This window comes from Flavobacterium sp. 120 (assembly GCF_003633605.1).
GTDB classification, from domain to species: domain Bacteria; phylum Bacteroidota; class Bacteroidia; order Flavobacteriales; family Flavobacteriaceae; genus Flavobacterium; species Flavobacterium algoritolerans.
On the sequence record NZ_RBKZ01000001.1, the window covers coordinates 520,344 to 541,549 of the forward strand.

At 35.0% G+C, this 21,206-nt stretch carries 27 protein-coding genes; 22 read left to right on the forward strand and 5 right to left on the reverse strand.

What is annotated here, in order from left to right:
* Nucleotides 1–40: 40 nt before the first annotated feature.
* Nucleotides 41–1,318 (reverse strand): replication-associated recombination protein A, encoded by a 1,278-nt coding sequence (locus C8C87_RS02125; protein ID WP_099713451.1) that lies wholly within the window; start codon nucleotides 1,316–1,318, stop codon nucleotides 41–43.
* 256 nt (nucleotides 1,319–1,574) lie between these two features.
* Between C8C87_RS02125 and C8C87_RS02130 the strand changes: the two genes are divergently transcribed.
* Nucleotides 1,575–2,363, forward strand: a complete 789-nt coding sequence (locus tag C8C87_RS02130; RefSeq protein WP_121340951.1) for a rhomboid family intramembrane serine protease — start codon at nucleotides 1,575–1,577, stop codon at nucleotides 2,361–2,363.
* A 60-nt stretch (nucleotides 2,364–2,423) separates the two neighbouring features.
* Here C8C87_RS02130 and rlmB read toward each other — a convergent pair whose 3' ends face one another.
* From rlmB to C8C87_RS02150, 4 genes are all read right to left on the reverse strand, one after another.
* Entirely contained in the window at nucleotides 2,424–3,158 is a 735-nt protein-coding gene (rlmB, locus tag C8C87_RS02135) for a 23S rRNA (guanosine(2251)-2'-O)-methyltransferase RlmB (RefSeq protein WP_099713449.1), read from the reverse strand.
* A gap of 68 nt (nucleotides 3,159–3,226) precedes the next feature.
* The gene (locus C8C87_RS02140; protein ID WP_121340952.1) at nucleotides 3,227–4,669 is read right to left on the reverse strand and encodes a SusD/RagB family nutrient-binding outer membrane lipoprotein; all 1,443 of its coding nucleotides are present in this window, start codon (nucleotides 4,667–4,669) and stop codon (nucleotides 3,227–3,229) included.
* 11 nt (nucleotides 4,670–4,680) lie between these two features.
* The gene (locus C8C87_RS02145; protein WP_121340953.1) at nucleotides 4,681–7,941 is read right to left on the reverse strand and encodes a SusC/RagA family TonB-linked outer membrane protein; all 3,261 of its coding nucleotides are present in this window, start codon (nucleotides 7,939–7,941) and stop codon (nucleotides 4,681–4,683) included.
* 84 nt (nucleotides 7,942–8,025) lie between these two features.
* Nucleotides 8,026–9,660, reverse strand: a complete 1,635-nt coding sequence (locus tag C8C87_RS02150) for a hypothetical protein (RefSeq protein WP_233549991.1) — start codon at nucleotides 9,658–9,660, stop codon at nucleotides 8,026–8,028.
* 253 nt (nucleotides 9,661–9,913) lie between these two features.
* Between C8C87_RS02150 and rpsL the strand changes: the two genes are divergently transcribed.
* From rpsL to rplR, 21 genes are all read left to right on the forward strand, one after another.
* The gene (rpsL, locus tag C8C87_RS02155; protein WP_007136570.1) at nucleotides 9,914–10,297 is read left to right on the forward strand and encodes a 30S ribosomal protein S12; all 384 of its coding nucleotides are present in this window, start codon (nucleotides 9,914–9,916) and stop codon (nucleotides 10,295–10,297) included.
* Between the two features lie 74 nt (nucleotides 10,298–10,371).
* Complete coding sequence (gene rpsG, locus C8C87_RS02160) at nucleotides 10,372–10,848, forward strand: 30S ribosomal protein S7 (protein WP_035668130.1); 477 nt, start codon at nucleotides 10,372–10,374, stop codon at nucleotides 10,846–10,848.
* A gap of 10 nt (nucleotides 10,849–10,858) precedes the next feature.
* On the forward strand, nucleotides 10,859–13,015 hold the full coding sequence (gene fusA / locus C8C87_RS02165; protein WP_121340955.1) for an elongation factor G: 2,157 nt from the start codon (nucleotides 10,859–10,861) through the stop codon (nucleotides 13,013–13,015).
* A gap of 11 nt (nucleotides 13,016–13,026) precedes the next feature.
* A complete protein-coding gene (gene rpsJ / locus C8C87_RS02170; protein ID WP_011963470.1) occupies nucleotides 13,027–13,332 on the forward strand; it encodes a 30S ribosomal protein S10 in 306 nt (101 codons plus the stop codon).
* A 156-nt stretch (nucleotides 13,333–13,488) separates the two neighbouring features.
* Entirely contained in the window at nucleotides 13,489–14,106 is a 618-nt protein-coding gene (gene rplC, locus C8C87_RS02175; protein WP_099713444.1) for a 50S ribosomal protein L3, read from the forward strand.
* On the forward strand, nucleotides 14,106–14,735 hold the full coding sequence (gene rplD, locus C8C87_RS02180; protein ID WP_035668126.1) for a 50S ribosomal protein L4: 630 nt from the start codon (nucleotides 14,106–14,108) through the stop codon (nucleotides 14,733–14,735). Before rplC ends, rplD begins: the two co-directional genes overlap by 1 nt.
* A gap of 6 nt (nucleotides 14,736–14,741) precedes the next feature.
* Nucleotides 14,742–15,032, forward strand: a complete 291-nt coding sequence (gene rplW / locus C8C87_RS02185) for a 50S ribosomal protein L23 (RefSeq protein ID WP_035668124.1) — start codon at nucleotides 14,742–14,744, stop codon at nucleotides 15,030–15,032.
* 6 nt (nucleotides 15,033–15,038) lie between these two features.
* Nucleotides 15,039–15,863: a 50S ribosomal protein L2 gene (gene rplB, locus C8C87_RS02190; protein WP_035668122.1), complete on the forward strand. Its 825-nt coding sequence runs from the start codon at nucleotides 15,039–15,041 to the stop codon at nucleotides 15,861–15,863.
* Between the two features lie 6 nt (nucleotides 15,864–15,869).
* A complete protein-coding gene (gene rpsS, locus C8C87_RS02195) occupies nucleotides 15,870–16,148 on the forward strand; it encodes a 30S ribosomal protein S19 (RefSeq protein WP_007136562.1) in 279 nt (92 codons plus the stop codon).
* 6 nt (nucleotides 16,149–16,154) lie between these two features.
* Nucleotides 16,155–16,568, forward strand: a complete 414-nt coding sequence (gene rplV / locus C8C87_RS02200; protein WP_035668120.1) for a 50S ribosomal protein L22 — start codon at nucleotides 16,155–16,157, stop codon at nucleotides 16,566–16,568.
* 5 nt (nucleotides 16,569–16,573) lie between these two features.
* Nucleotides 16,574–17,332, forward strand: a complete 759-nt coding sequence (gene rpsC / locus C8C87_RS02205) for a 30S ribosomal protein S3 (protein WP_035668118.1) — start codon at nucleotides 16,574–16,576, stop codon at nucleotides 17,330–17,332.
* Between the two features lie 19 nt (nucleotides 17,333–17,351).
* Nucleotides 17,352–17,777 carry a 50S ribosomal protein L16 gene (gene rplP / locus C8C87_RS02210; protein WP_007803637.1) on the forward strand — a complete coding sequence of 142 codons (426 nt, stop codon included), beginning with the start codon at nucleotides 17,352–17,354 and terminating at the stop codon, nucleotides 17,775–17,777.
* A gap of 13 nt (nucleotides 17,778–17,790) precedes the next feature.
* Nucleotides 17,791–17,982, forward strand: coding sequence for a 50S ribosomal protein L29 (rpmC, locus tag C8C87_RS02215; protein WP_035668115.1), 192 nt, complete (start codon nucleotides 17,791–17,793; stop codon nucleotides 17,980–17,982).
* Nucleotides 17,983–17,999: 17 nt separating this feature from the next.
* Nucleotides 18,000–18,260 (forward strand): 30S ribosomal protein S17, encoded by a 261-nt coding sequence (gene rpsQ, locus C8C87_RS02220; protein WP_039110222.1) that lies wholly within the window; start codon nucleotides 18,000–18,002, stop codon nucleotides 18,258–18,260.
* 2 nt (nucleotides 18,261–18,262) lie between these two features.
* A complete protein-coding gene (rplN, locus tag C8C87_RS02225) occupies nucleotides 18,263–18,631 on the forward strand; it encodes a 50S ribosomal protein L14 (RefSeq protein ID WP_026717863.1) in 369 nt (122 codons plus the stop codon).
* Nucleotides 18,632–18,643: 12 nt separating this feature from the next.
* Nucleotides 18,644–18,958 carry a 50S ribosomal protein L24 gene (gene rplX, locus C8C87_RS02230; protein ID WP_035668111.1) on the forward strand — a complete coding sequence of 105 codons (315 nt, stop codon included), beginning with the start codon at nucleotides 18,644–18,646 and terminating at the stop codon, nucleotides 18,956–18,958.
* Between the two features lie 2 nt (nucleotides 18,959–18,960).
* Nucleotides 18,961–19,512, forward strand: a complete 552-nt coding sequence (gene rplE, locus C8C87_RS02235; protein ID WP_099713443.1) for a 50S ribosomal protein L5 — start codon at nucleotides 18,961–18,963, stop codon at nucleotides 19,510–19,512.
* Between the two features lie 3 nt (nucleotides 19,513–19,515).
* Nucleotides 19,516–19,785, forward strand: a complete 270-nt coding sequence (gene rpsN / locus C8C87_RS02240) for a 30S ribosomal protein S14 (RefSeq protein WP_026707007.1) — start codon at nucleotides 19,516–19,518, stop codon at nucleotides 19,783–19,785.
* Nucleotides 19,786–19,883: 98 nt separating this feature from the next.
* A complete protein-coding gene (gene rpsH, locus C8C87_RS02245; RefSeq protein WP_099713442.1) occupies nucleotides 19,884–20,282 on the forward strand; it encodes a 30S ribosomal protein S8 in 399 nt (132 codons plus the stop codon).
* 18 nt (nucleotides 20,283–20,300) lie between these two features.
* Nucleotides 20,301–20,843 (forward strand): 50S ribosomal protein L6, encoded by a 543-nt coding sequence (rplF, locus tag C8C87_RS02250; protein ID WP_099713441.1) that lies wholly within the window; start codon nucleotides 20,301–20,303, stop codon nucleotides 20,841–20,843.
* Nucleotides 20,844–20,854: 11 nt separating this feature from the next.
* Nucleotides 20,855–21,205 (forward strand): 50S ribosomal protein L18, encoded by a 351-nt coding sequence (rplR, locus tag C8C87_RS02255; RefSeq protein WP_039110219.1) that lies wholly within the window; start codon nucleotides 20,855–20,857, stop codon nucleotides 21,203–21,205.
* The last annotated feature ends 1 nt before the right edge of the window (nucleotide 21,206 follow it).

Sequence of the window (21,206 nt, forward strand, 5' to 3'; positions counted from 1 at the left end):
AAAAAAAGGTCTTGAGAAATCAAGACCTTTTTTATGAAATTTAATATCCGTATTTATCTTTCCAACGGTTTTTCAGAAATTCCCTAATACTATTTTCTCTGGAATTGTTCCCAGGAATATATATAGGTGTTTTGCTTAATGCTTCGGGTAAAAATTCCTGTTCAGCAAAATTATTGGTGTAATCGTGCGAGTATTTGTATTCTTCACCATAGCCTAATTCTTTCATTAGTTTTGTTGGAGCATTGCGTAAATGAATAGGAACGGGTAAATCTCCAGTTTGTTTTACAAGTTGTTGTGCCGTTCCGATGGCTAAATAGGAAGCATTACTTTTAGGTGAGGTCGCTAAATAAACGGCGCATTGGCTCAAAATAATTCTACTTTCAGGATATCCAATTGTAGCAACTGCCTGAAAAGTATTATTTGCCATAATAAAAGCCGTTGGATTAGCATTACCTATATCTTCACTACTTAGAATTAGCATTCTTCGTGCTATAAACTTTACATCTTCTCCGCCTTCAATCATTCGGGCAAGCCAATATACTGCTCCATTAGGATCACTACCTCGAATGGATTTTATAAAAGCAGAAACTATGTCATAATGTTGTTCGCCGGTTTTGTCATACAAAACGGTATTTTGTTGCACCAAGGCAAAAACACGATCATTTGTGATTACAATTTCGTCTTCATTGGACGCATTTACGACAAGTTCAAATATATTTAATAGCTTTCGTCCATCACCACCGGAAAGTCTCAATAGCGCTTCTGTTTCGCTTAAAACAATATTTTTTGTAGATAAATAAGCATCTGTTTTCATGGCGCGTTCCAGCAAAGACTCTAAATCTTTTTTGGTAAAAGCATTCAAAATATAAACCTGACAACGGGAAAGTAATGCAGGAATCACTTCAAAACTCGGGTTTTCTGTAGTGGCGCCAATTAGTGTTATCCAACCTTTTTCTACTGCTGCCAGCAAAGAATCTTGTTGTGATTTGCTAAAACGGTGAATCTCATCAATAAATAAAATAGGATTTTTAGCGGTAAACAAACCACCGCTTTGCTTCGCTTTTTCAATCACATCACGAATATCTTTTACACCAGAATTGATGGCGCTCAAAATATAAAATGGTCGTTTCGATTCTTGCGCAATAATTTGTGCTAATGTAGTTTTTCCAGTTCCCGGTGGTCCCCAAAATATTAATGAAGGGATGATTCCTTTTGCGATTTGTTGCGTCAATGAACCATTTGGTCCTACAAGGTGGGATTGACTGATGTAGTCTTCTAATTTTTGTGGTCGTATGCGTTCTGCAAGTGGTGCTTCCATAACGTAAAATTACTGTTTTTTTTAATCTGAACTTGTCTTGGATTGTCAAAATTTGTTTCGTTAGGAGCTATTTCCAGCTGTACACTATATCTTTTACATCTCGTTGAAAAAACGAGATATAAAAGGATGTCGTTTCCATCTGGGCTAGGTAGTAGCATTAAAAAATGGTTTTCAGTTTAAATATGACAAAATAGCATTAAATTGCTTTTGGATAAGTTTTTGAATTAAAACCAGAATATAAAACTTCTCGCTATTCATGGAAAAGCATTTTAAATTTACCAATTCAGTTATTGGGTTACCACTTTTTTTTGTGGTATTCCTGTGGTTTGTTTTTTGGCTCGAAGTCCGATTTGATTTTGATTTTGTGCAAAACGGTATTTACCCAAGAACTTTTTCAGGTTTACAAGGTGTTTTGTTTAGTCCGTTTATTCATGCTGATATGGAACATCTTTATAATAATTCGATTCCGTTACTAATTTTATTGGCTGCTTTACAATTTTTTTATGCAGATCAATCGATAAAAGTTATTGGGTATGGGATTTTAGTTTCAGGATGTATAACTTGGGTTATTGGCAGAGATAATTACCACATAGGGGCAAGTGGATTGATTTATGTTCTCTTTAGTTTTGTTTTTTTTAAAGGCATACAAACTAAATACAATCGATTGGTAGCTTTGTCACTTGCTGTGATAGTTGTGTATGGAGGTTTGGTTTGGTATGTCTTTCCAAGTCCTGAAATTACAGGAAATAAATCTATTTCTTGGGAAGGTCATTTGGGAGGATTGCTCACAGGTTTTTTTCTTTCGTTAGTTTATAAAACTCCTGAATATAAAAAAGTCATTAAATATGATTGGGAACGCCCAGATTTTGATCCTTCAGAAGATAAATTTATGCAGCGTTTCGATGCTGATGGAAATTTTGTAAATATCCCAAAAATTGAAGAAAACGAAGAGCAAGAGGAATTGTCAACATTTTATATTCCCAGTTTTCCAGTAGTTTATGAGATTGTCACAAATGAAAAAAATGAATCAAAACCGGAGTCTTAATTCATTTTAGTAAATAGTTTAGAGAATATAGTATTCTAAAAATCTAAGAAGTCCAACAATCTAAGATCGCTGTCTTACTGCTTCATATAAAAAAGCTCCACAAGCTACTGATACATTCAGTGAGCCAATAGTTCCAAACATAGGAAGTTTTGCTTTCTCATCAACAATTTTAAGTACTGATGGGTTTACACCTCTATCTTCCGATCCCATAATGATTGCTACAGGTTCGTTTAATGAAATGTCATAAATATTTTGATCTGTTTTCTCAGTAGCTGCAACAGTTTTTATACCACTTGCTTGCAAAAGAAAGATAGCATCCTTAATGTGTTCTACTTTACAAATTGGAATATTAAATACTGCTCCGGCTGATGTTTTTACAGTATCGCCATTTACAGGTGCCGAACCTGCTTTTTGAACAATGATTCCGTTCACTCCAGTACACTCAGCAGTTCTGATTATAGCACCAAAATTACGTGCATCAGATATTTGATCTAAAATCAAAAACAAAGGTTTTTTTCCGTTTTCGATTACTGTTTCTATCAAAGATTCTAAGTCAAAGAATGATATAGGGGAGATGGTAGCCACCGCACCTTGATGGTTATTTGGTGTCAATCTATTTAGTTTTTCAACTGGTACATAAGAAAAATTAATATTACCACGCTTCATAACTTTCATCAGGTCTTTCATCAGTTCACTGCTCGCTTCCTTTTGAATATAGACTTTGTCTACAGTTGCACCCGCTTGTATAGCTTCAATTATTGCTCTAATCCCAAATATTTGATGTTCTTTTTCCATGGCGCAAAGATATAAAAAAAAACCACCCCAAAAAATGGGATGGTTTTAATAATAGAATTAAGTGATAATTAGAATTTATCCCAGAATATTTTTGTTGTTTGAGTATCGCCACCAATTGCAGCAGCAGCAGCTGTGTAATTGACTTTGTTTAAGTTTTGCTCATTAATAGGATAAGTATATCTTGTTGGAACTGGATCTTCAGAGATAGCTGGCAAGTTAAAGCCAGGGATATCATAAGTTCTCCAAGCAGTCCATGCTTCGTAACCTCTGTTATACATAGCTAACCAAAGCTGATTTCCGATTTTTACTTTCCAAGTACCTGGAGCTGTTGCATAATTTACATTAGGATTTAGTAAATAAGTAGCTACATTAGGGGCTCCCCAATAGTCGAAAGATGCTGTAATACCCGCATTGTAGAATCCAGCAGCTAAGGCTGGAGTTCCTGAAATTGAACGTTCCGCTGCATCTGCTAAATAGAAACACACTTCTGAATAATCCATTAAGGATGCTGGATTAGTTGGGTCTATAACTCTTGCGCTTACATGAGTGTAAGATGAAAAAGCATTATTATCACCATAAGGCCCACCTTCGTAAACATTTGTCCCTTTATTTTGATCAAAGTAAAAAGGTCTTCTAGGGTCATTAAGAGCATTCATTTTATCTACTAATGTATTAGCGACAACAAAATCTGATCTTCCAGATTGAACTAAATCAACCCAAACAGGATTGGTATTAGGTGTTGCATTGGAATATGCAAAAGCAGCATTATCAGCATTTGAAGTGAATACACCTCCAGCAACAGCTGCTTGAATAGCAGCAGTTGATTTTGCAGCCAAAGCTGGAACATCTGCAACTCGTAATCCCATTCTTAACATTAATGAATTTCCGAATTTTTTCCATTTTGCAGCATCTCCACCGTAAATTTTGTCTGCCGATCCAAAACCACTATTAGTTACGTTAGGAATGGCAACAGCTAAACGAGCAAGTAAATCACCATAAACGGTTGCTGCATCATCATATACAGGTAGTACATACTGATCTGGATTCATCGCTTGCGTATAAGGAATATTTCCAAATGTTTCAACCATTTGTGCCCAAGCATAAATACTTAAAATCTCAATTTGGGCATTTTTTGTTTTTCTAGTCTCCGCAGATAATAAAGGATTTGTATCATTATCATTATTTGTTTTCGCATCTGCTAAGTCAAATAAAACATCGGTATACATTTCACGCCAATGGTTTTGTGGGATATTACGAGTGTTAAAATCGTAATTTGCCTCATCTACGTATGTTGTTTCTGTCCAATGTTGACCTAACATCCTAAAGATGTTGGTGTTAACATTGGTGCTTGTCATTTGATCAAATAGACTCTTGGTTGCAGCATTGAATAAAAACTCTGAGCTTACCTCAGTAGGATTTTTCGGATCTATATTTTTATCTTCATATTGGTCATCAGACTGACACGATATTAAAGTAATGATAGATAAAGCTGTTATTATTATTTTTTTCATAATTTAATGTATTAAAACTGTAGTTTAAGACTTGCTCCGATTTCTCTTATAGATGGATAAGCTCCCGATTGGTATCCTTGAACATTTCCAGAACTTAGACCAGCTTCTGGATCTGCATATGGAGTGTTTTTATCGATAATCCATAGATTTCTTCCAATTAAAGATACAACAATGTTAGTGAATGGTGTTTTTTCTAATGTTTTAGTATTAAAATTGTAAGTTAAACTAGCTTCACGCAACTTAACATAACCAGCGTCATAAACGTGAAGTTTATTAGGAGCTCTTGCATAACCCCAAGCAGTTGTATATATATCACCAGCGGCTCTAACCTGATTTGGTGTTCCATCAGGAGCAACACCTGGTAAAATAAATCCACCACTGTTTGCTCCATAGTTACCTGGCGTTCCAACTATTGGATTTCTAACTGGGTTTCCTAATTCATTATCAGCAGCTGAGAAGTCATACATACCAGTTGCATAACCATACCATGTATCAAGTGAGAATACATCTCCACCTTTTTGCATGTCAATTAAGAAACTTAAATTGAAATTTTTATAAGTGAAACTGTTATTAAGTCCCGCTTTCCAATCAGCGTTAATATCTCCAATTACTACGTTACTTGCACTAGTTCTTTGATAAGTACCAATTCTAGTTGCACTTCCTGTTTGGTTAACAATTGGTTGACCGTTTTCAGCATAAATAAAATCACTACCTCTAATAGTTCCGTATGGTTGCCCAGGTGTTGCATTGATAGAAACACCACCTTGCAATGAAGCTAATTGTAAGTTTTCAATACCGTTCAATAATTCAACAACTAAACTCTTGTTTTTAGACCAGTTTAGATTAAGATCCCATTTGAAAGAATCCGTTTTTAATGGTGTTGCATTAATTTGAACTTCAAATCCTTTATTTTCGATTGTTCCCGCATTTAAAACGGCTGAATCATATCCAGTACCTGTTGATAATGGAATACTTGTAATTTGATTAACATTTAAATCACGGTAATATGATACATCAAATCCAAGACGTCTCTTAAAAAAGGCCATTTCTAAACCAAATTCATAACTTTTTTGTCTCTCTGGTAAAAGGTTCGGGTTAGCAAGTGTGCCATTATTTGAAGCAACACCTGTTCCATCGAATGGAGTTCCAATTTCATAGGTATTAAAAACTCTGTATGGAGTCGTATCGTTACCAACTTCAGCATAATTAGCTCTTAATTTACCAAAGGATAACCATTCTGCATTAATATATTTAGAGAAAACTAAACTTCCAGAAACTGAGTAGTAACCATATCTATTGTTTGCTTTCGGTAAATTAGAAGAACGGTCAGTTCTGTAGGTTCCCTCTAAGTAAGCAAAGTCATCATAACCTAAACTTGCTCTTATGTATGCACCATCAACCATGCTACTTGCTTCATATTCTTGTGGAGCAAGAATCGGAGCGAAACTATTTGAAAGTGAAAAAAGTCTTGATTTGTTTAAACCTCCGTTAGTAGCAGCGAAAATACTGTTTCTAAGATTGTTTCGTACATTGTAACCAATGTTTCCTTCTAAATTTAATTTTTCAGTTAAATCTTTATTGAAATTTAACATTAAATCATAATTATATTCAGAAACATTGTTGTTGTATCTTGAATATTTAGAAACATCTGCACTTCCTACATTTATTCTTTCCTCTTGTAATTCAGCATAAGTGTCAAAAGAAAATCTACCTAGGATGCTCAACCAGTCAGTTAGCTTGTCTTCTAATGCTACATTACCAAAATATCTTGATCTTGTATCTGTTTGATAGTTTTCATAAAATGTCCAATATGGATTGTCAGAGTAAATTGGTTTTAAATTAGTAGTGGAATTTGGATTCCATGTAATATTATCTCTTGTAAGAAAATACGCAGCTTTTTGCTCATCAAAATCAACGTTCATTTGATTCCATTGTCTAAACTGTTGCATTACGTTACCAGAAGAATAACCTGTTCCGTTTCTACCTTTTCCATCAGTTTTGACAAAATTGAAACTTGCAGAAGCTTTTAATTTTTCAGTTAAATTATGTGATCCTGAAAAAGATATAGTATTTCTTTTAATGCTACTGTTTGGTAAGCTACCTTCTTGTAATAAGTTGGTAAAACCTAATCTAAAAGAACTTTTGTCATCTCCACCATCTAATGATACAGAGTTTACAGCAGTACTTCCAGTGCCCCAAACAGAGTTTGGATTTGCTTTACCAGCTACCCAAGGAGTCGCTTTTCCGTAAGTTTCAGTTAATTGAGGATAAATGGAATTCCATTGGTAAATCAATAAAGATGGGTCAAATGCAGCTCCATAAGAAGCGTCTTCAGTAAAAGGTGTTGTTAAATCAGGCACACCATCTCCGTTTACATCAGCTTCATTGAAATATGAATCTTCATTAGGGCCATAGAAAGGGCCGTAACCTGCTCCATATTTATTTTGATATCTAGGTAAAGTTTCTTTGTCAGCAGTTCCTAAAGTTAAACTTGAGCTAATTGTGATTCCAATTCCTTTTTGACTTTTCCCTTTTTTGGTAGTGATCATTACTACACCATTAGAAGCACGAGAACCATAAAGTGCAGTTGCAGCAGCTCCTTTTAAAACGTTGATAGATTCAATGTCATCAGGATTGATATCTGATGCAGCATTACCGTAGTCATAACCACCTCTACCAGCTTTTTGATCCCCTGAATTTGAGTTGCTATTGTCTATTGGTACACCATCAATTACAAATAGAGCTTGGTTGTTACCAGCAATTGAGTTGTTCCCTCTAATAACTACTTGTGTAGAACCACCTAAATTACCTGAGGTTTTAATTTCTAAACCTGCAACTTTACCAGATAATGAGTTTACAAAGTTTGAGCTTTTTACCTTAGATACGGCGTCGCCTTTAACCTCTTGTGTTGCATAACCTAGCGCTTTTTTGTCTCTTTTGATACCTAAAGCGGTTACTACTACTTCGCTTAATTCTTGTGAATCTGTCGCCAGTTTTACATTTACTGAAGCAGAGCTAGCTGTAACTTCTTGGGTTTTCATCCCAATGTAGCTAAATACCAAGACTTGGCTTGGAGAAGCTTTGATAGAGTATTTTCCATCAAAATCAGTTTGTGTTCCTGAATTTGTTCCCTTTACTAATACACTCACGCCTGGTATCGGCAATCCTGCATTATCAGAAACAACACCTGAAACAGATCTTTCTTGCGCAAAAGTTAGTTGCGCCATAAGTACTACTAATAGTACTAAGATTCCATTGAACTTTAGTTTCATTTTTTAATATTTTGAATTAGTCTCGCAAACTTCTTAATAATTTGTTAACTTTCCTAATATATAAATCTCTATTTTTTATTGTAATTAAAATTTAACATTATAACAGATATGGATAATAGTGTTATAAATTTCTAATTGTTGGTCTTGTGTGCTGCCATTTGCTACAGCAAATTTTAACAACCCATTTTTTGTTTGTAGTCCAAATCCAAGTCCTATTCCTAGTAGTTTTTCGGTGTTGTCTGTTTGTTTAATGTCTGATTTGTTCTTGTAGATGCTGTAATCTAGTATTGAATGTACATATAGATTGGTAGAGAGTAAGTATCTGTATTCTGTAAGAATTGAGGTTGCGAAATATGCTTGTAGACTGTTTTCTGTAAAGCCTCTTATGCTGTTGAATCCTCCAAAACGGAAAAGTTCATTTGCAAGATAACGATTGCTTTGTAAATAATAATTCTGGCTATTTATATTTATTATATTCTTTTTGTTTAAGCTAAAGTTATGTGTCGCTTGAATATTTAAAAAAAATTGATTGCTTTTGTTGGTGTTTTCTGGTTTATTGTTGATTTGTCGTTTTCCGATTCCGGCAGTTATTGAAAAATTTGATTTTATAGGGAGGGTAAAATTGGTTAAATCTAATTTTGTGTAATTAAAGCTGGATGTTAAAAAGGAATTATTGAAATCGCTTATCGAAGTGTCGACTGAGTTTTGAATGTCGCTTGACTCTGTAGCTTGGTATCCTATATAGAAACGTGTATTGTAGTTTGTAAAGTAGCTTAAGTCAATTGCTGTTTTTGTGTTTTGGAAAGTGCTGTCTTGTCTGAATAATTGAATTTGTGCTTTTAATCCTATCGGAGTTTTAAATAAATAAGGTAGTTCGATATTGGCATTAAATGTTTTTTGGTCGTTCCCATCGCTTTTCCAATAAACGGATAATTGTTCGCCAGAGCCTAAAATATTTTCTAGCTTTACGTCTAAATAACCATTTAGAGTTGTTTTTTTATTTTCGTTATTTGAAAATCCAATAAAACCATCAAAAGTATTGGATTTTTTTTTCTCAAGATATACGAAAACTTTTGTCGTGTCTTTTGTGAATAAAATTTCGGGATATTTTACTTGGCTGGTAAATCCGAATTTTTCAAAATCATTATAAATTTGGTCTACTATTTTTTGATTAAAAATACTGTTCTTGTATTTTTTGTTGATTTGTGCTAAATGTCCACTTGGGAATTTATTTGATCGGTTATTTTCTGTATAATTTATTATTATGGAGTTTAGTGTTCTTTTTTGGTCTGAATCTAGTTTTAAATCAGCGTAAATTTCGGTATCGATTCTTTTAATATTAATCAGTTTTAATTTTGCTAATGCAAATCCGTTTAGCTCTAGTTTTTGAACAGCTTCTTTTAGAAAAGAATTAATTTTTGTGTAGGGTAGCGTTAGCGTGTCTTTTTTGCTTAGATCTGACAAGTTGTTGAGTAGATTATTTGTACCTATATATATATGTATAAATTTTATTTTTTTTCCTAACTCAAAATTCGCAACGTAACTAGAGTCTTCTTTTTTAGTAAGTTCTAAAGTAGTGTTGTCGATAAAGCCTATTTCGGATAGTTTTTCTGAAAGTTTTTGTATTTCTTCGCTAATGGATTTCGTGTTTTTGTGTTCTGTGTTGTATTTGAGTGAATCTATAGTTTTTGTTTCTAATGAATTACTTCCGGTTATCAATAATCGAAAATTTTGCGCAGAAGAATTAAGGCAAAAATTCAGAAAGAAAAGTAAAATAAAGGTGGATTTCAAATGAGTATGTATTTTTAATAAAAGTAACGCAAATATCTATTGTTTGTGATAAAAATCAAATGATAAAATAATCTTATTGAAAATTAATGAATTAACGTTTGTAGAGTAAAAAATATTTTCTACATTTGCAACCCCGTAAAAAGCGGGAATTTAATATAATAAGAAATTTTTAGTATTAATTATGCCAACAATTCAACAATTAGTAAGAACAGGAAGAACTCAGATAACTAAGAAGAGTAAATCGGTTGCTTTAGATTCTTGTCCTCAAAGAAGAGGGGTTTGTACGCGTGTTTACACTACAACACCAAAAAAACCAAACTCTGCAATGCGTAAAGTAGCGCGTGTACGTTTGACAAATGGTAATGAAGTGAATGCTTACATCCCTGGTGAAGGACACAATTTACAAGAGCACTCGATAGTATTAGTTAGGGGTGGAAGGGTAAAAGATTTACCAGGAGTTAGATATCACATCGTTCGTGGTGCGCTTGATACGTCAGGAGTAGCAGGAAGAACGCAAAGAAGATCTAAGTACGGAGCAAAACGCCCAAAAGAAGCAAAAAAGTAATTTAAAAAGTTATTTCTTGTAGAGAGGTGATTCGTCACAACTGTATGGGTATGACATTTTATTAAAAAAAAGACATGAGAAAAAGAGCGGCAAAGAAAAGACCACTTTTACCAGATCCAAGGTTTAATGACCAACTGGTAACACGTTTTGTGAACAACTTAATGTGGGATGGAAAAAAATCGACAGCGTTTAAAGTATTTTATGATGCAATTGACATCATTGAGTCTAAAAAACAAGATGCAGAGAAACCGTCATTAGAAATTTGGAAAGATGCGCTAACTAATGTTATGCCTCACGTAGAAGTACGTAGTCGTAGAGTTGGTGGAGCTACATTTCAAATTCCAATGCAAATTAGACCAGACAGAAAAATTTCTATGGCAATGAAATGGTTAATTCTTTATTCAAGAAGAAGAAACGAAAAATCAATGGCTCAGAGATTGGCTTCAGAATGTTTAGCTGCGGCTAAAGAAGAAGGAGCTGCAGTTAAGAAAAGAATGGATACTCACAAAATGGCAGAAGCTAACAAAGCATTCTCTCACTTTAGATTTTAATTCTTAAGAAATGGCTAGAGATCTTAAATATACAAGAAACATAGGAATTGCTGCTCACATTGATGCTGGTAAAACAACAACAACGGAGCGTATATTGTTCTATACTGGAAAATCACACAAAATTGGTGAAGTACACGATGGTGCTGCAACAATGGACTGGATGGCACAAGAGCAAGAAAGAGGTATTACAATTACTTCTGCTGCTACAACTTGTGAATGGAATTTTCCAACTACACAAGGTAAAATTTTACCTGAAACATTACCTTATCACTTCAATATTATCGATACCCCGGGACACGTTGACTTTACAGTTGAAGTAAACCGTTCTTTGCGTGTACTTGATGGTTTGGTTTTCTTATTTAGTGCTGTTGATGGTGTTGAGCCACAATCAGAAACTAACTGGAGATTAGCAGATCAATACAGAGTTCCACGTATTGGATTCGTTAATAAAATGGATAGACAAGGATCTAACTTTTTGATGGTATGTCAACAAGTAAGAGATATGTTGAAATCAAATGCAGTTGCGATCACTTTGCCAATTGGTGAAGAAAATGATTTCAAAGGTGTTGTGGATTTAGTTAAAAACCAAGCTATAGTATGGCATGAGGAAGGTTTAGGAGCAACTTATGATATTGTGCCTATTCCTGAAGATATGCTTGAAGAAGTTAAAGAATACAGATCGATTCTTATTGAAGCAGTAGCTGATTATGATGAGACTTTGCTTGAAAAATTCATGGAAGATGAAAACTCTATTACAGAGGAAGAAATCAACATTGCATTAAGAGCAGCTGTAATGGATATGGCTATCATTCCTATGATTGCTGGTTCTTCTTTCAAAAATAAAGGAGTTCAATTCATGTTAGATGCAGTATGTAAATACTTACCTTCTCCAATGGATAAAGATGGTATCGAAGGAATTCATCCTGATGATGCTGATTTATTAGAAGAAGATCAAGCTAAAATTTTGCGTAAGCCAGATGTTAAAGAGCCATTCGCTGCTTTAGCTTTTAAAATTGCTACTGACCCATTCGTAGGTCGTTTAGCTTTCTTCCGTGCTTATTCAGGACGTTTGGATGCTGGTTCTTATGTTTTGAATACTCGTTCAGGAAATAAAGAAAGAATTTCTCGTATCTATCAAATGCATGCTAACAAGCAAAACCCAATCGAATATATCGAAGCAGGTGATATTGGAGCAGCAGTTGGATTTAAAGATATTAAAACTGGAGATACATTGTGTGATGAAAAGAACCCAATTATCTTAGAAAGTATGAAATTCCCTGCGCCGGTAATTGGTATTGCAATTGAGCCTAAAACTAAAGCTGACGTAGATAAAATGGGTATGGCTTTGGCTAAATTAGCTGAAGAAGATCCTACTTTTACAGTTAGAACAGATGAAGCTTCGGGTCAAACTATTATCTCTGGTATGGGTGAGCTTCACTTAGATATCTTAGTGGATAGAATGAGACGTGAATTCAAAGTTGAAGTGAACCAAGGTGAGCCTCAAGTTGAATACAAAGAAGCTTTTACTAAGAAAGCACAACATAGAGAAACATACAAAAAACAATCTGGAGGTCGTGGTAAATTCGGTGATATCGTATTTATACTTGAGCCAGCAGATGAAGTTGACGGTAAAGCTCCGGTTGGATTGCAGTTTGTAAATGCAGTAAAAGGTGGTAACGTTCCTAAAGAATATATTCCATCAGTTGAAAAAGGTTTTAGAGAAGCTATGAAAACAGGTCCTTTAGCAGGATACCAAGTAGATAGTTTGAAAGTAACTTTATTAGACGGATCTTTCCACCCTGTGGATTCTGATGCACTTTCTTTTGAGCTTGCAGCAAGAATGGGTTATAGAGAGGTAGCTAAAGCAGCTGGTGCTGTTATATTAGAGCCAATCATGAAAATGGAAGTGATTACACCAGAAGAAAACATGGGAGATATCGTAGGTGATATCAACCGTCGTAGAGGTCAGGTGAATGATATGGGTGATAGAGCTGGTGCTAAAACTATTAAGGCAGATGTGCCATTATCTGAAATGTTTGGATACGTTACTACGTTAAGAACGCTTTCTTCAGGTAGAGCAACATCTACTATGGAATTTTCACACTACTCTGAAACGCCTTCTAATATTTCAGAAGCAGTTATCAAAAAAGCAAAAGGAAACGCATAATCTTTAAGAAAATGAGTCAAAAAATCAGAATAAAATTAAAATCTTACGATCACATGTTGGTAGACAAGTCTGCTGAGAAGATTGTAAAAACGGTAAAAAGTACCGGTGCAGTTGTTACAGGACCAATTCCATTACCAACACACAAAAAACTTTTTACAGTACTACGTTCTCCACACGTTAACAAAAAAGCGAGAGAGCAATTTGAAGTAATGTCATACAAGAGATTAATTGACATTTATTCATCTTCATCAAAAACTATTGATGCTTTGATGAAACTTGAATTGCCTAGCGGTGTTGAAGTAGAGATCAAAGTTTAAATAGCTTACTAGTAAGAAAGGAACGCTGTTTTTAAGCGAAAAATATTTTTTTGGTTTGTGTGTAAATAAGTTATACATTTGCACCCACTTAAAAAAATAGGATTCGGTTAAAAGCTGCGTTCTATATTTATATTTAATAATTAATAATTAATATTTATGTCTGGGTTAATTGGTAGAAAAATCGGCATGACTAGCATTTTCGACGAGAACGGGAAGAATATTCCTTGTACAGTAATCGAAGCTGGACCATGTGTTGTTACCCAAGTCAGAACCAAAGGTGTTGACGGGTACGAAGCGTTGCAACTTGGTTTCGATGACAAAAACGAGAAACATTCCACAAAAGCGGCTTTAGGTCACTTTAAAAAAGCGGGAACTGTAGCTAAGAAAAAAGTCGTTGAATTCCAAGATTTCGCAACAGAGCAAAAATTAGGAGATCTTATTGATGTTTCTATTTTTTCTGAAGGAGAATTTGTAGATGTACAAGGTGTATCTAAAGGTAAAGGTTTTCAAGGGGTTGTAAAACGTCACGGTTTTGGTGGTGTTGGTCAAGCAACTCACGGTCAACACAACCGTTTAAGAGCGCCAGGTTCTGTAGGAGCTTCTTCTTATCCATCTAGAGTATTCAAAGGAATGCGTATGGCTGGAAGAATGGGAGGAGACAATGTAAAAGTTCAAAACCTTAGAGTTTTAAAAGTAGTGGCTGATAAGAACCTACTTGTTATTAAAGGATGTGTTCCTGGTCATAACAACTCTTATGTAATCATTCAGAAGTAATGGAAGCAAAAGTATTAGATTTCAACGGAAAAGATACTGGAAGAAAAGTTCAACTTTCTGATTCAGTATTTGGTATAGAACCAAACAATCACGCAGTATACCTTGATGTTAAGCAATATCTTGCTAATCAAAGACAAGGAACGCACAAAGCTAAAGAAAGAGCTGAAGTAGCGGGAAGTACTCGTAAGATTAAAAAACAAAAAGGAACTGGTACTGCTCGTGCGGGTAGTGCAAAGAATCCATTGTTTAAAGGTGGTGGAACAGTTTTTGGACCAAGACCAAGAAGTTATTCATTCAAATTGAATAAAAGCTTGAAACGTTTGGCTAGAAAATCTGCTTTCTCAATTAAAGCAAAAGAGTCGAACATTATCGTTCTTGAAGACTTTAATTTTGAAACTCCAAACACTAAAAATTTCATCAACGTTTTGAAAGCTTTAGAGTTAGAGAATAAAAAATCCCTGTTTGTGTTGGGTGATACAAATAAAAATGTATATTTGTCGTCACGCAATTTAAAAGGCTCTAGCGTAGTAAGTAGCTTAGAATTAAGTACTTACGCTATATTAAACGCTAATAATTTAGTGCTTTTAGAGAGTTCTTTGGAGATAATTGAAGAAAATTTAAGTAAATAATAGGATATGAGCATCATAATTAAGCCTATAGTAACGGAAAAAGTAACCAAAGAAAGTGAAGTTTTAAACCGCTTCGGATTCGTTGTTGACAAAAAAGCAAACAAAGTGCAAATTAAGAAAGCTGTTGAAGCTGCTTATGGAGTAACTATTTTGAGTGTTAACACGATGAACGTAAGACCGGATAGAACTACTAAATACACTAAAAGTGGTTTAATTAGTGGAAAGACGAATGCAATTAAAAAAGCAATTGTTCAAGTACAAGAAGGAGAAACAATTGATTTTTACAACAATATCTAAGATAAAATGTCAGTAAGAAAATTAAAACCTATTACCCCAGGTCAGCGATTTAGAGTTGTGAATGGTTATGACGCCATTACAACTGATAAGCCGGAACGCTCTTTGATAGCGCCGATAAAAAACTCTGGTGGTAGAAATAGTCAAGGAAAGATGACCATGCGTTATACGGGTGGTGGTCACAAGCAGAGATATCGTATCATTGATTTTAAACGTACTAAAGAAGGAATTCCTGCTACGGTTAAATCAATTGAATATGATCCAAATCGTACTGCATTTATCGCTTTGTTAGCTTATGCTGATGGAGAGAAAACGTATGTTATTGCTCAAAACGGATTGAAAGTTGGTCAGAAATTAGTTTCTGGTCCAGAATCTCAACCTGAAATTGGTAATACTTTACCTTTAAGTAGAGTTCCACTTGGAACTGTTATTTCTTGTATCGAATTGAGACCGGGACAAGGAGCTGTAATTGCTCGTTCTGCTGGAACATTTGCTCAATTAATGGCAAGAGATGGAAAATATGCTACAATTAAAATGCCTTCTGGGGAAACAAGATTAATCTTGTTGACTTGTTCGGCTACAATTGGAGCGGTTTCTAATTCAGACCACCAATTAGTTGTATCTGGTAAAGCAGGTAGAACAAGATGGTTAGGAAGAAGACCTAGAACAAGACCTGTTGCAATGAACCCTGTCGATCACCCAATGGGTGGTGGTGAAGGACGTTCTTCTGGTGGACATCCACGTTCAAGAAATGGAATACCAGCTAAAGGTTATAGAACTCGTTCTAAGAAAAACCCGAGTAACAAGTATATCGTAGAACGTAGAAAGAAATAATAAGATATGGCACGTTCATTAAAAAAAGGACCTTTCGTTCATTATAAGTTAGACAAGAAAGTTCAAGAAAACATCGCAGGCGGAAATAAAGGAGTGGTTAAGACATGGTCTAGAGCTTCTATGATTACTCCAGACTTTGTTGGACAAACTATCGCAGTTCATAACGGTCGTCAATTTGTACCAGTTTACGTAACAGAAAACATGGTAGGTCACAAATTAGGAGAATTTTCACCAACTAGATCTTTTAGAGGTCATGCTGGAGCAAAAAATAAAGGTAAAAAATAAGAAGCAATGGGAGTTCGTAAAAGAGAAACAGCAGATGCAAGAAAAGAGGCTAACAAGTCATTGGCTTTTGCAAAGTTAAATAACTGCCCTACTTCACCTAGAAAAATGCGCTTAGTAGCAGATCTAGTAAGAGGTCAGAAGGTAGAAAGAGCACTTAACATCTTAAGATTCAGTTCTAAAGAAGCTTCAAGAAAATTAGAAAAATTGGTTTTATCAGTAATTGCCAACTGGCAAGCTAAAAACCCTGAAGCTAATATGGAAGAAGCTGGTTTATTTGTTAAGGAGATCCGTGTTGATGGTGGAATGATGTTGAAAAGACTTCGTCCAGCACCACAAGGAAGAGCACACAGAATAAGAAAACGTTCTAATCACGTAACAATCGTGCTTGGAGCTATCAATAACACACAAAGCAATTCTTAAGCAGCATGGGACAAAAGACAAATCCAATTGGAAATAGACTTGGTATCATCAGAGGGTGGGACTCAAACTGGTATGGTGGAAATGATTACGGTGATAAACTTGCCGAAGATCACAAAATCAGAAAGTATATCCACGCTCGTTTATCAAAAGCTAGTGTATCAAAAGTAATCATTGAGAGAACTTTGAAACTTGTAACCGTTACTATCACTACTGCAAGACCTGGTATTATTATTGGGAAAGGTGGACAAGAGGTAGACAAGTTGAAAGAGGAACTTAAGAAAATTACTGACAAAGAGGTTCAAATCAACATCTTTGAAATTAAAAGACCTGAACTTGACGCGTATCTAGTTGCTACAAGCATCTGTCGTCAAATCGAAAGCAGAATTTCTTACAGACGTGCAATCAAAATGGCTATTGCTGCTTCCATGCGTATGAACGCAGAAGGTATCAAAGTTTTGATTTCTGGTCGTTTGAATGGTGCAGAGATGGCACGTTCAGAAGGTTTCAAAGAAGGTAGAATTCCTCTATCAACTTTCAGAGCTGATATTGATTATGCTTTGGCTGAAGCTCATACTACTTATGGTAGAATGGGTATCAAAGTATGGATCATGAAAGGTGAAGTTTATGGAAAGAGAGATCTTTCTCCACTTGCCGGAATGGACAAAAAACAATCTGGTGCTGGTGGTAAAGGTGGTGATTCTCCTAGAGGAGACAGAAAACCTTTTAATAAAGGTGGAAAACCAGACGCTCGTAAACGAAAGTAAATTTTTAAACTAAAGAAAAATGTTACAGCCTAAAAGAACAAAATACCGTAAGGTACAAAAAGGTAAAATGAAAGGGAACTCTCAAAGAGGACATGAACTTTCTAATGGAATGTTTGGTATTAAATCTGTACATGAAGATGGAATGTTCTTAACCTCTCGTCAAATCGAAGCTGCACGTATTGCTGCAACTCGTTTTATGAAAAGAGAAGGACAATTATGGATCAAAATATTTCCAGACAAACCTATCACTAAGAAACCTCTTGAGGTACGTATGGGTAAAGGTAAAGGTGCCGTTGAATATTGGGCAGCTGTTGTTAAACCCGGAAGAATTATGTTTGAAGTTGGTGGAGTACCTTTGTCAGTTGCAAAAGAGGCGTTACGTCTTGCAGCTCAAAAGCTTCCAGTAAAAACTAAATTCGTCGTTGCTAGAGATTTCGAAGCATAATCTATATTATATTATGAAACAATCAGAAATAAAAGATCTTTCTGCAGCGGAGTTGCAAGAAAAACTTAGCCAGACTAAGAAGGCATATGCCGACCTAAAAATGGCTCACGCTATTTCTCCAATTGAGAACCCACTTCAAATTAGAAGTGTAAGAAGAACAGTTGCAAGATTAGCTACGGAACTTACTAAAAGAGAGTTGCAATAATTGTAATCTGCTGAAAGATGGAAGAAAAAAGAAATTTAAGAAAAGAAAGAGTTGGTGTTGTAACTTCAGACAAAATGGACAAGTCTATTGTTGTTGCTGAAGTACGTAAAGTAAAACACCCATTATACGGTAAGTTCGTGTTGAAAACTAAAAAGTATCACGCACACGACGAAAAGAACGACTGTAACATTGGAGATACTGTAAGGATTAGCGAAACGCGTCCTATGAGTAAAACAAAATGTTGGAGGTTAGTTGAAATCCTAGAAAGAGCTAAATAATTATGGTACAACAAGAATCAAGACTAAAAGTAGCAGATAACACTGGAGCAAAGGAAGTTTTAACTATCCGTGTTTTAGGAGGTACCAAAAGAAGGTATGCCTCTGTTGGTGACAAGATTGTAGTTTCTATCAAAGATACTGCTCCTAACGGAAGCGTTAAAAAAGGAGCTGTTTCAACTGCAGTTGTTGTACGTACCAAAAAAGAAGTAAGAAGAGCCGATGGTTCATACATTAGATTTGATGACAACGCATGTGTGTTATTAAATGCTGCTGGTGAAATGAGAGGAACTCGTGTTTTTGGTCCGGTAGCAAGAGAACTTCGTGAAAAACAATTCATGAAAATTGTATCATTAGCACCAGAAGTGCTTTAATTCGTTTTTAAGATGATAAAGCTAAAAATAAAATCAGGTGACATCGTAAGAGTAATTGCTGGAGACCATAAAGGTGCTGAAGGTAAAGTTTTACGTGTTTACCGTGAGAAAAACAAAGCGATAGTTGAAGGTGTAAACATGGTTTCAAAACATACGAAACCAAGCGCGAAAAGCCCTCAAGGTGGTATCGTAAAGAAAGAAGCTTCTATACAAATATCTAATATATCTTTAATTGATCCTAAAACTAAGGAAACAACTAGAGTTGGTATTAGAGTAGAAGGAGATAAGAAAGTAAGATTTTCAAAAAAATCTAATCAAGTACTATAGTAATGGCGTATATACCTAGACTAAAAGAAGAATATAAGAGCAGAGTAATTGCTGCTCTTAAAGAGGAATTCGGATACGTAAACGTAATGCAAGTTCCAAAATTGGAAAAAATCGTTTTAAGTAAAGGAGTTGGTGCAGCTGTATCTGATAAAAAACTAATTGACTATGCAGTTGATGAGTTAACAAAGATCACTGGACAGAAAGCAGTATCTACAATCTCAAAGAAAGACGTTGCGTCATTCAAATTGAGAAAAGGGATGCCTATTGGAGCAAAAGTTACTTTGCGTGGAGAAAGAATGTATGAGTTTTTAGATAGACTTATCACTTCTGCTTTACCACGTGTTAGAGATTTTAGCGGAATTAAAGCTACTGGTTTTGACGGAAGAGGTAATTACAACCTTGGTGTTTTGGAGCAAATCATTTTCCCAGAAATTGATATTGACAAAGTAAACAAAATATCAGGAATGGATATATCTTTTGTTACTTCTGCAAAAACTGATAAAGAAGCAAAATCACTATTGGCTGAATTAGGTTTACCTTTTAAAAAGAATTAAGATATGGCTAAAGAATCAATGAAAGCCCGTGAGGTTAAGAGAGAAAAAACTGTAGCAAAGTATGCTGAGAAAAGAAAAGCTTTGTTAGAAGCTGGAGATTTCGTAGGTTTGCAAAAATTACCGAAAAATGCTTCTCCAGTTCGTTTGCACAATCGTTGCAAATTGACAGGTAGACCAAGAGGATATATGCGTCAATTTGGTATTTCACGTGTAACATTTCGTGAAATGGCAAATAACGGATTAATCCCAGGTGTTAAAAAAGCATCTTGGTAGACTGTAACTCAGTTACGTCAATACAAACACATTTATAAATTGGTTAAAGGTTCATAGGATGAGTATCCTATGAAAACCATAACCGCAAATTAATACACATGTATACAGATCCTATTGCAGATTATTTGACAAGAGTTCGTAACGCTGTGGCTGCAAACCACAAAGTTGTTGAAATTCCTGCATCTAATCTAAAAAAAGAAATAACTAAGATCTTGTTTGATCAAGGTTATATCTTGAGTTACAAATTTGAGGACAACGCTGTTCAGGGTTCAATCAAAATCGCTTTGAAGTATGATAAAGATACTAAAGAGTCTGTAATTAAAGATATCCAAAGAATTAGTAAACCAGGTTTACGTAAGTATTCAGGTTCTTCATCAATTCCTAGAATCCTTAACGGATTAGGAATTGCTATTGTTTCTACATCAAAAGGTTTGATGACAGGAAAACAAGCCAAACAGTTAAATGTTGGTGGTGAAGTAATTTGTTACGTTTACTAATCATTAAAATAGTAGAAGATGTCAAGAATAGGTAAAAATCCGGTTGTAATCCCTGCTGGTGTAACTGTTGAAGTTGCAAATGGTATTATTACAGTAAAAGGAAAAAATGGTCAACTTACACAGGAGTTCTCGGACGTTACTGTAACGGTTGAAGACGGTCAAGTTCAAGTTGATAGATCGTCTGATCACAAAGACCAAAGAGCAAAACACGGTTTATATAGATCTTTAATCAATAACATGATTATTGGTGTAAACGAAGGTTTTACTAAATCTTTAGAGTTGGTAGGAGTTGGTTATAGAGCTTCAAATCAAGGACAAAAGTTAGATTTAGCTCTTGGATATTCTCATAATATTGTTTTAGAAATTGCTCCAGAAGTAACTTTAGAAACAATATCTGAAAAAGGTAAAAATCCAATTGTTAAATTAACATCATTTGACAAACAACTTTTAGGTCAAGTAGCTGCGAAAATCAGAGGTTTCCGTAAGCCTGAGCCGTACAAAGGAAAAGGTGTTAAATTTGTAGGTGAAGTATTAAGAAGAAAAGCAGGTAAATCAGCTTAAAAAATAAGATTATGTCATTAACAAAACCTGAAAGAAGACAACGAATTAGATTCAGAATTAGAAAAACAATTAGTGGTACTGCTACTAATCCAAGACTATCTGTATTTAGAAGTAACAAAGAAATTTACGCTCAACTTATTGATGACGTAAACGGAGTTACTTTATTGGCAGCTTCTTCAAGAGAAAAAGAAATAGGTAACGGTACGAACATTGAAGTTGCTACAGCAGTTGGAAAACTAGTTGCTGAAAAAGCTTTAAAAGCTGGGATAGACGTAGTGACTTTCGATAGAGGAGGTTATTTATATCACGGTCGTATTAAATCATTAGCGGAAGGCGCAAGAGCGGCTGGACTTAAATTCTAAT

Coding starts and splice junctions, on each gene's coding strand:
- rplE (WP_099713443.1), top strand. CDS start 18,961: ATGGCGTATATACCTAGACTAAAAGAAGAATATAAGAGCAGAGTAATT.
- C8C87_RS02125 (WP_099713451.1), bottom strand. CDS start 1,318: ATGGAAGCACCACTTGCAGAACGCATACGACCACAAAAATTAGAAGAC.
- C8C87_RS02140 (WP_121340952.1), bottom strand. CDS start 4,669: ATGAAAAAAATAATAATAACAGCTTTATCTATCATTACTTTAATATCG.
- rplV (WP_035668120.1), top strand. CDS start 16,155: ATGGGAGTTCGTAAAAGAGAAACAGCAGATGCAAGAAAAGAGGCTAAC.
- rplB (WP_035668122.1), top strand. CDS start 15,039: ATGTCAGTAAGAAAATTAAAACCTATTACCCCAGGTCAGCGATTTAGA.
- rpsJ (WP_011963470.1), top strand. CDS start 13,027: ATGAGTCAAAAAATCAGAATAAAATTAAAATCTTACGATCACATGTTG.
- rpsQ (WP_039110222.1), top strand. CDS start 18,000: ATGGAAGAAAAAAGAAATTTAAGAAAAGAAAGAGTTGGTGTTGTAACT.
- rpsH (WP_099713442.1), top strand. CDS start 19,884: ATGTATACAGATCCTATTGCAGATTATTTGACAAGAGTTCGTAACGCT.
- rplN (WP_026717863.1), top strand. CDS start 18,263: ATGGTACAACAAGAATCAAGACTAAAAGTAGCAGATAACACTGGAGCA.
- rpsS (WP_007136562.1), top strand. CDS start 15,870: ATGGCACGTTCATTAAAAAAAGGACCTTTCGTTCATTATAAGTTAGAC.
- rpsG (WP_035668130.1), top strand. CDS start 10,372: ATGAGAAAAAGAGCGGCAAAGAAAAGACCACTTTTACCAGATCCAAGG.
- rplP (WP_007803637.1), top strand. CDS start 17,352: ATGTTACAGCCTAAAAGAACAAAATACCGTAAGGTACAAAAAGGTAAA.
- rpsL (WP_007136570.1), top strand. CDS start 9,914: ATGCCAACAATTCAACAATTAGTAAGAACAGGAAGAACTCAGATAACT.
- rpmC (WP_035668115.1), top strand. CDS start 17,791: ATGAAACAATCAGAAATAAAAGATCTTTCTGCAGCGGAGTTGCAAGAA.
- fusA (WP_121340955.1), top strand. CDS start 10,859: ATGGCTAGAGATCTTAAATATACAAGAAACATAGGAATTGCTGCTCAC.
- rplF (WP_099713441.1), top strand. CDS start 20,301: ATGTCAAGAATAGGTAAAAATCCGGTTGTAATCCCTGCTGGTGTAACT.
- rlmB (WP_099713449.1), bottom strand. CDS start 3,158: ATGGAAAAAGAACATCAAATATTTGGGATTAGAGCAATAATTGAAGCT.
- rplW (WP_035668124.1), top strand. CDS start 14,742: ATGAGCATCATAATTAAGCCTATAGTAACGGAAAAAGTAACCAAAGAA.
- rplD (WP_035668126.1), top strand. CDS start 14,106: ATGGAAGCAAAAGTATTAGATTTCAACGGAAAAGATACTGGAAGAAAA.
- C8C87_RS02130 (WP_121340951.1), top strand. CDS start 1,575: ATGGAAAAGCATTTTAAATTTACCAATTCAGTTATTGGGTTACCACTT.
- C8C87_RS02145 (WP_121340953.1), bottom strand. CDS start 7,941: ATGAAACTAAAGTTCAATGGAATCTTAGTACTATTAGTAGTACTTATG.
- rplX (WP_035668111.1), top strand. CDS start 18,644: ATGATAAAGCTAAAAATAAAATCAGGTGACATCGTAAGAGTAATTGCT.
- rplR (WP_039110219.1), top strand. CDS start 20,855: ATGTCATTAACAAAACCTGAAAGAAGACAACGAATTAGATTCAGAATT.
- rplC (WP_099713444.1), top strand. CDS start 13,489: ATGTCTGGGTTAATTGGTAGAAAAATCGGCATGACTAGCATTTTCGAC.
- rpsN (WP_026707007.1), top strand. CDS start 19,516: ATGGCTAAAGAATCAATGAAAGCCCGTGAGGTTAAGAGAGAAAAAACT.
- rpsC (WP_035668118.1), top strand. CDS start 16,574: ATGGGACAAAAGACAAATCCAATTGGAAATAGACTTGGTATCATCAGA.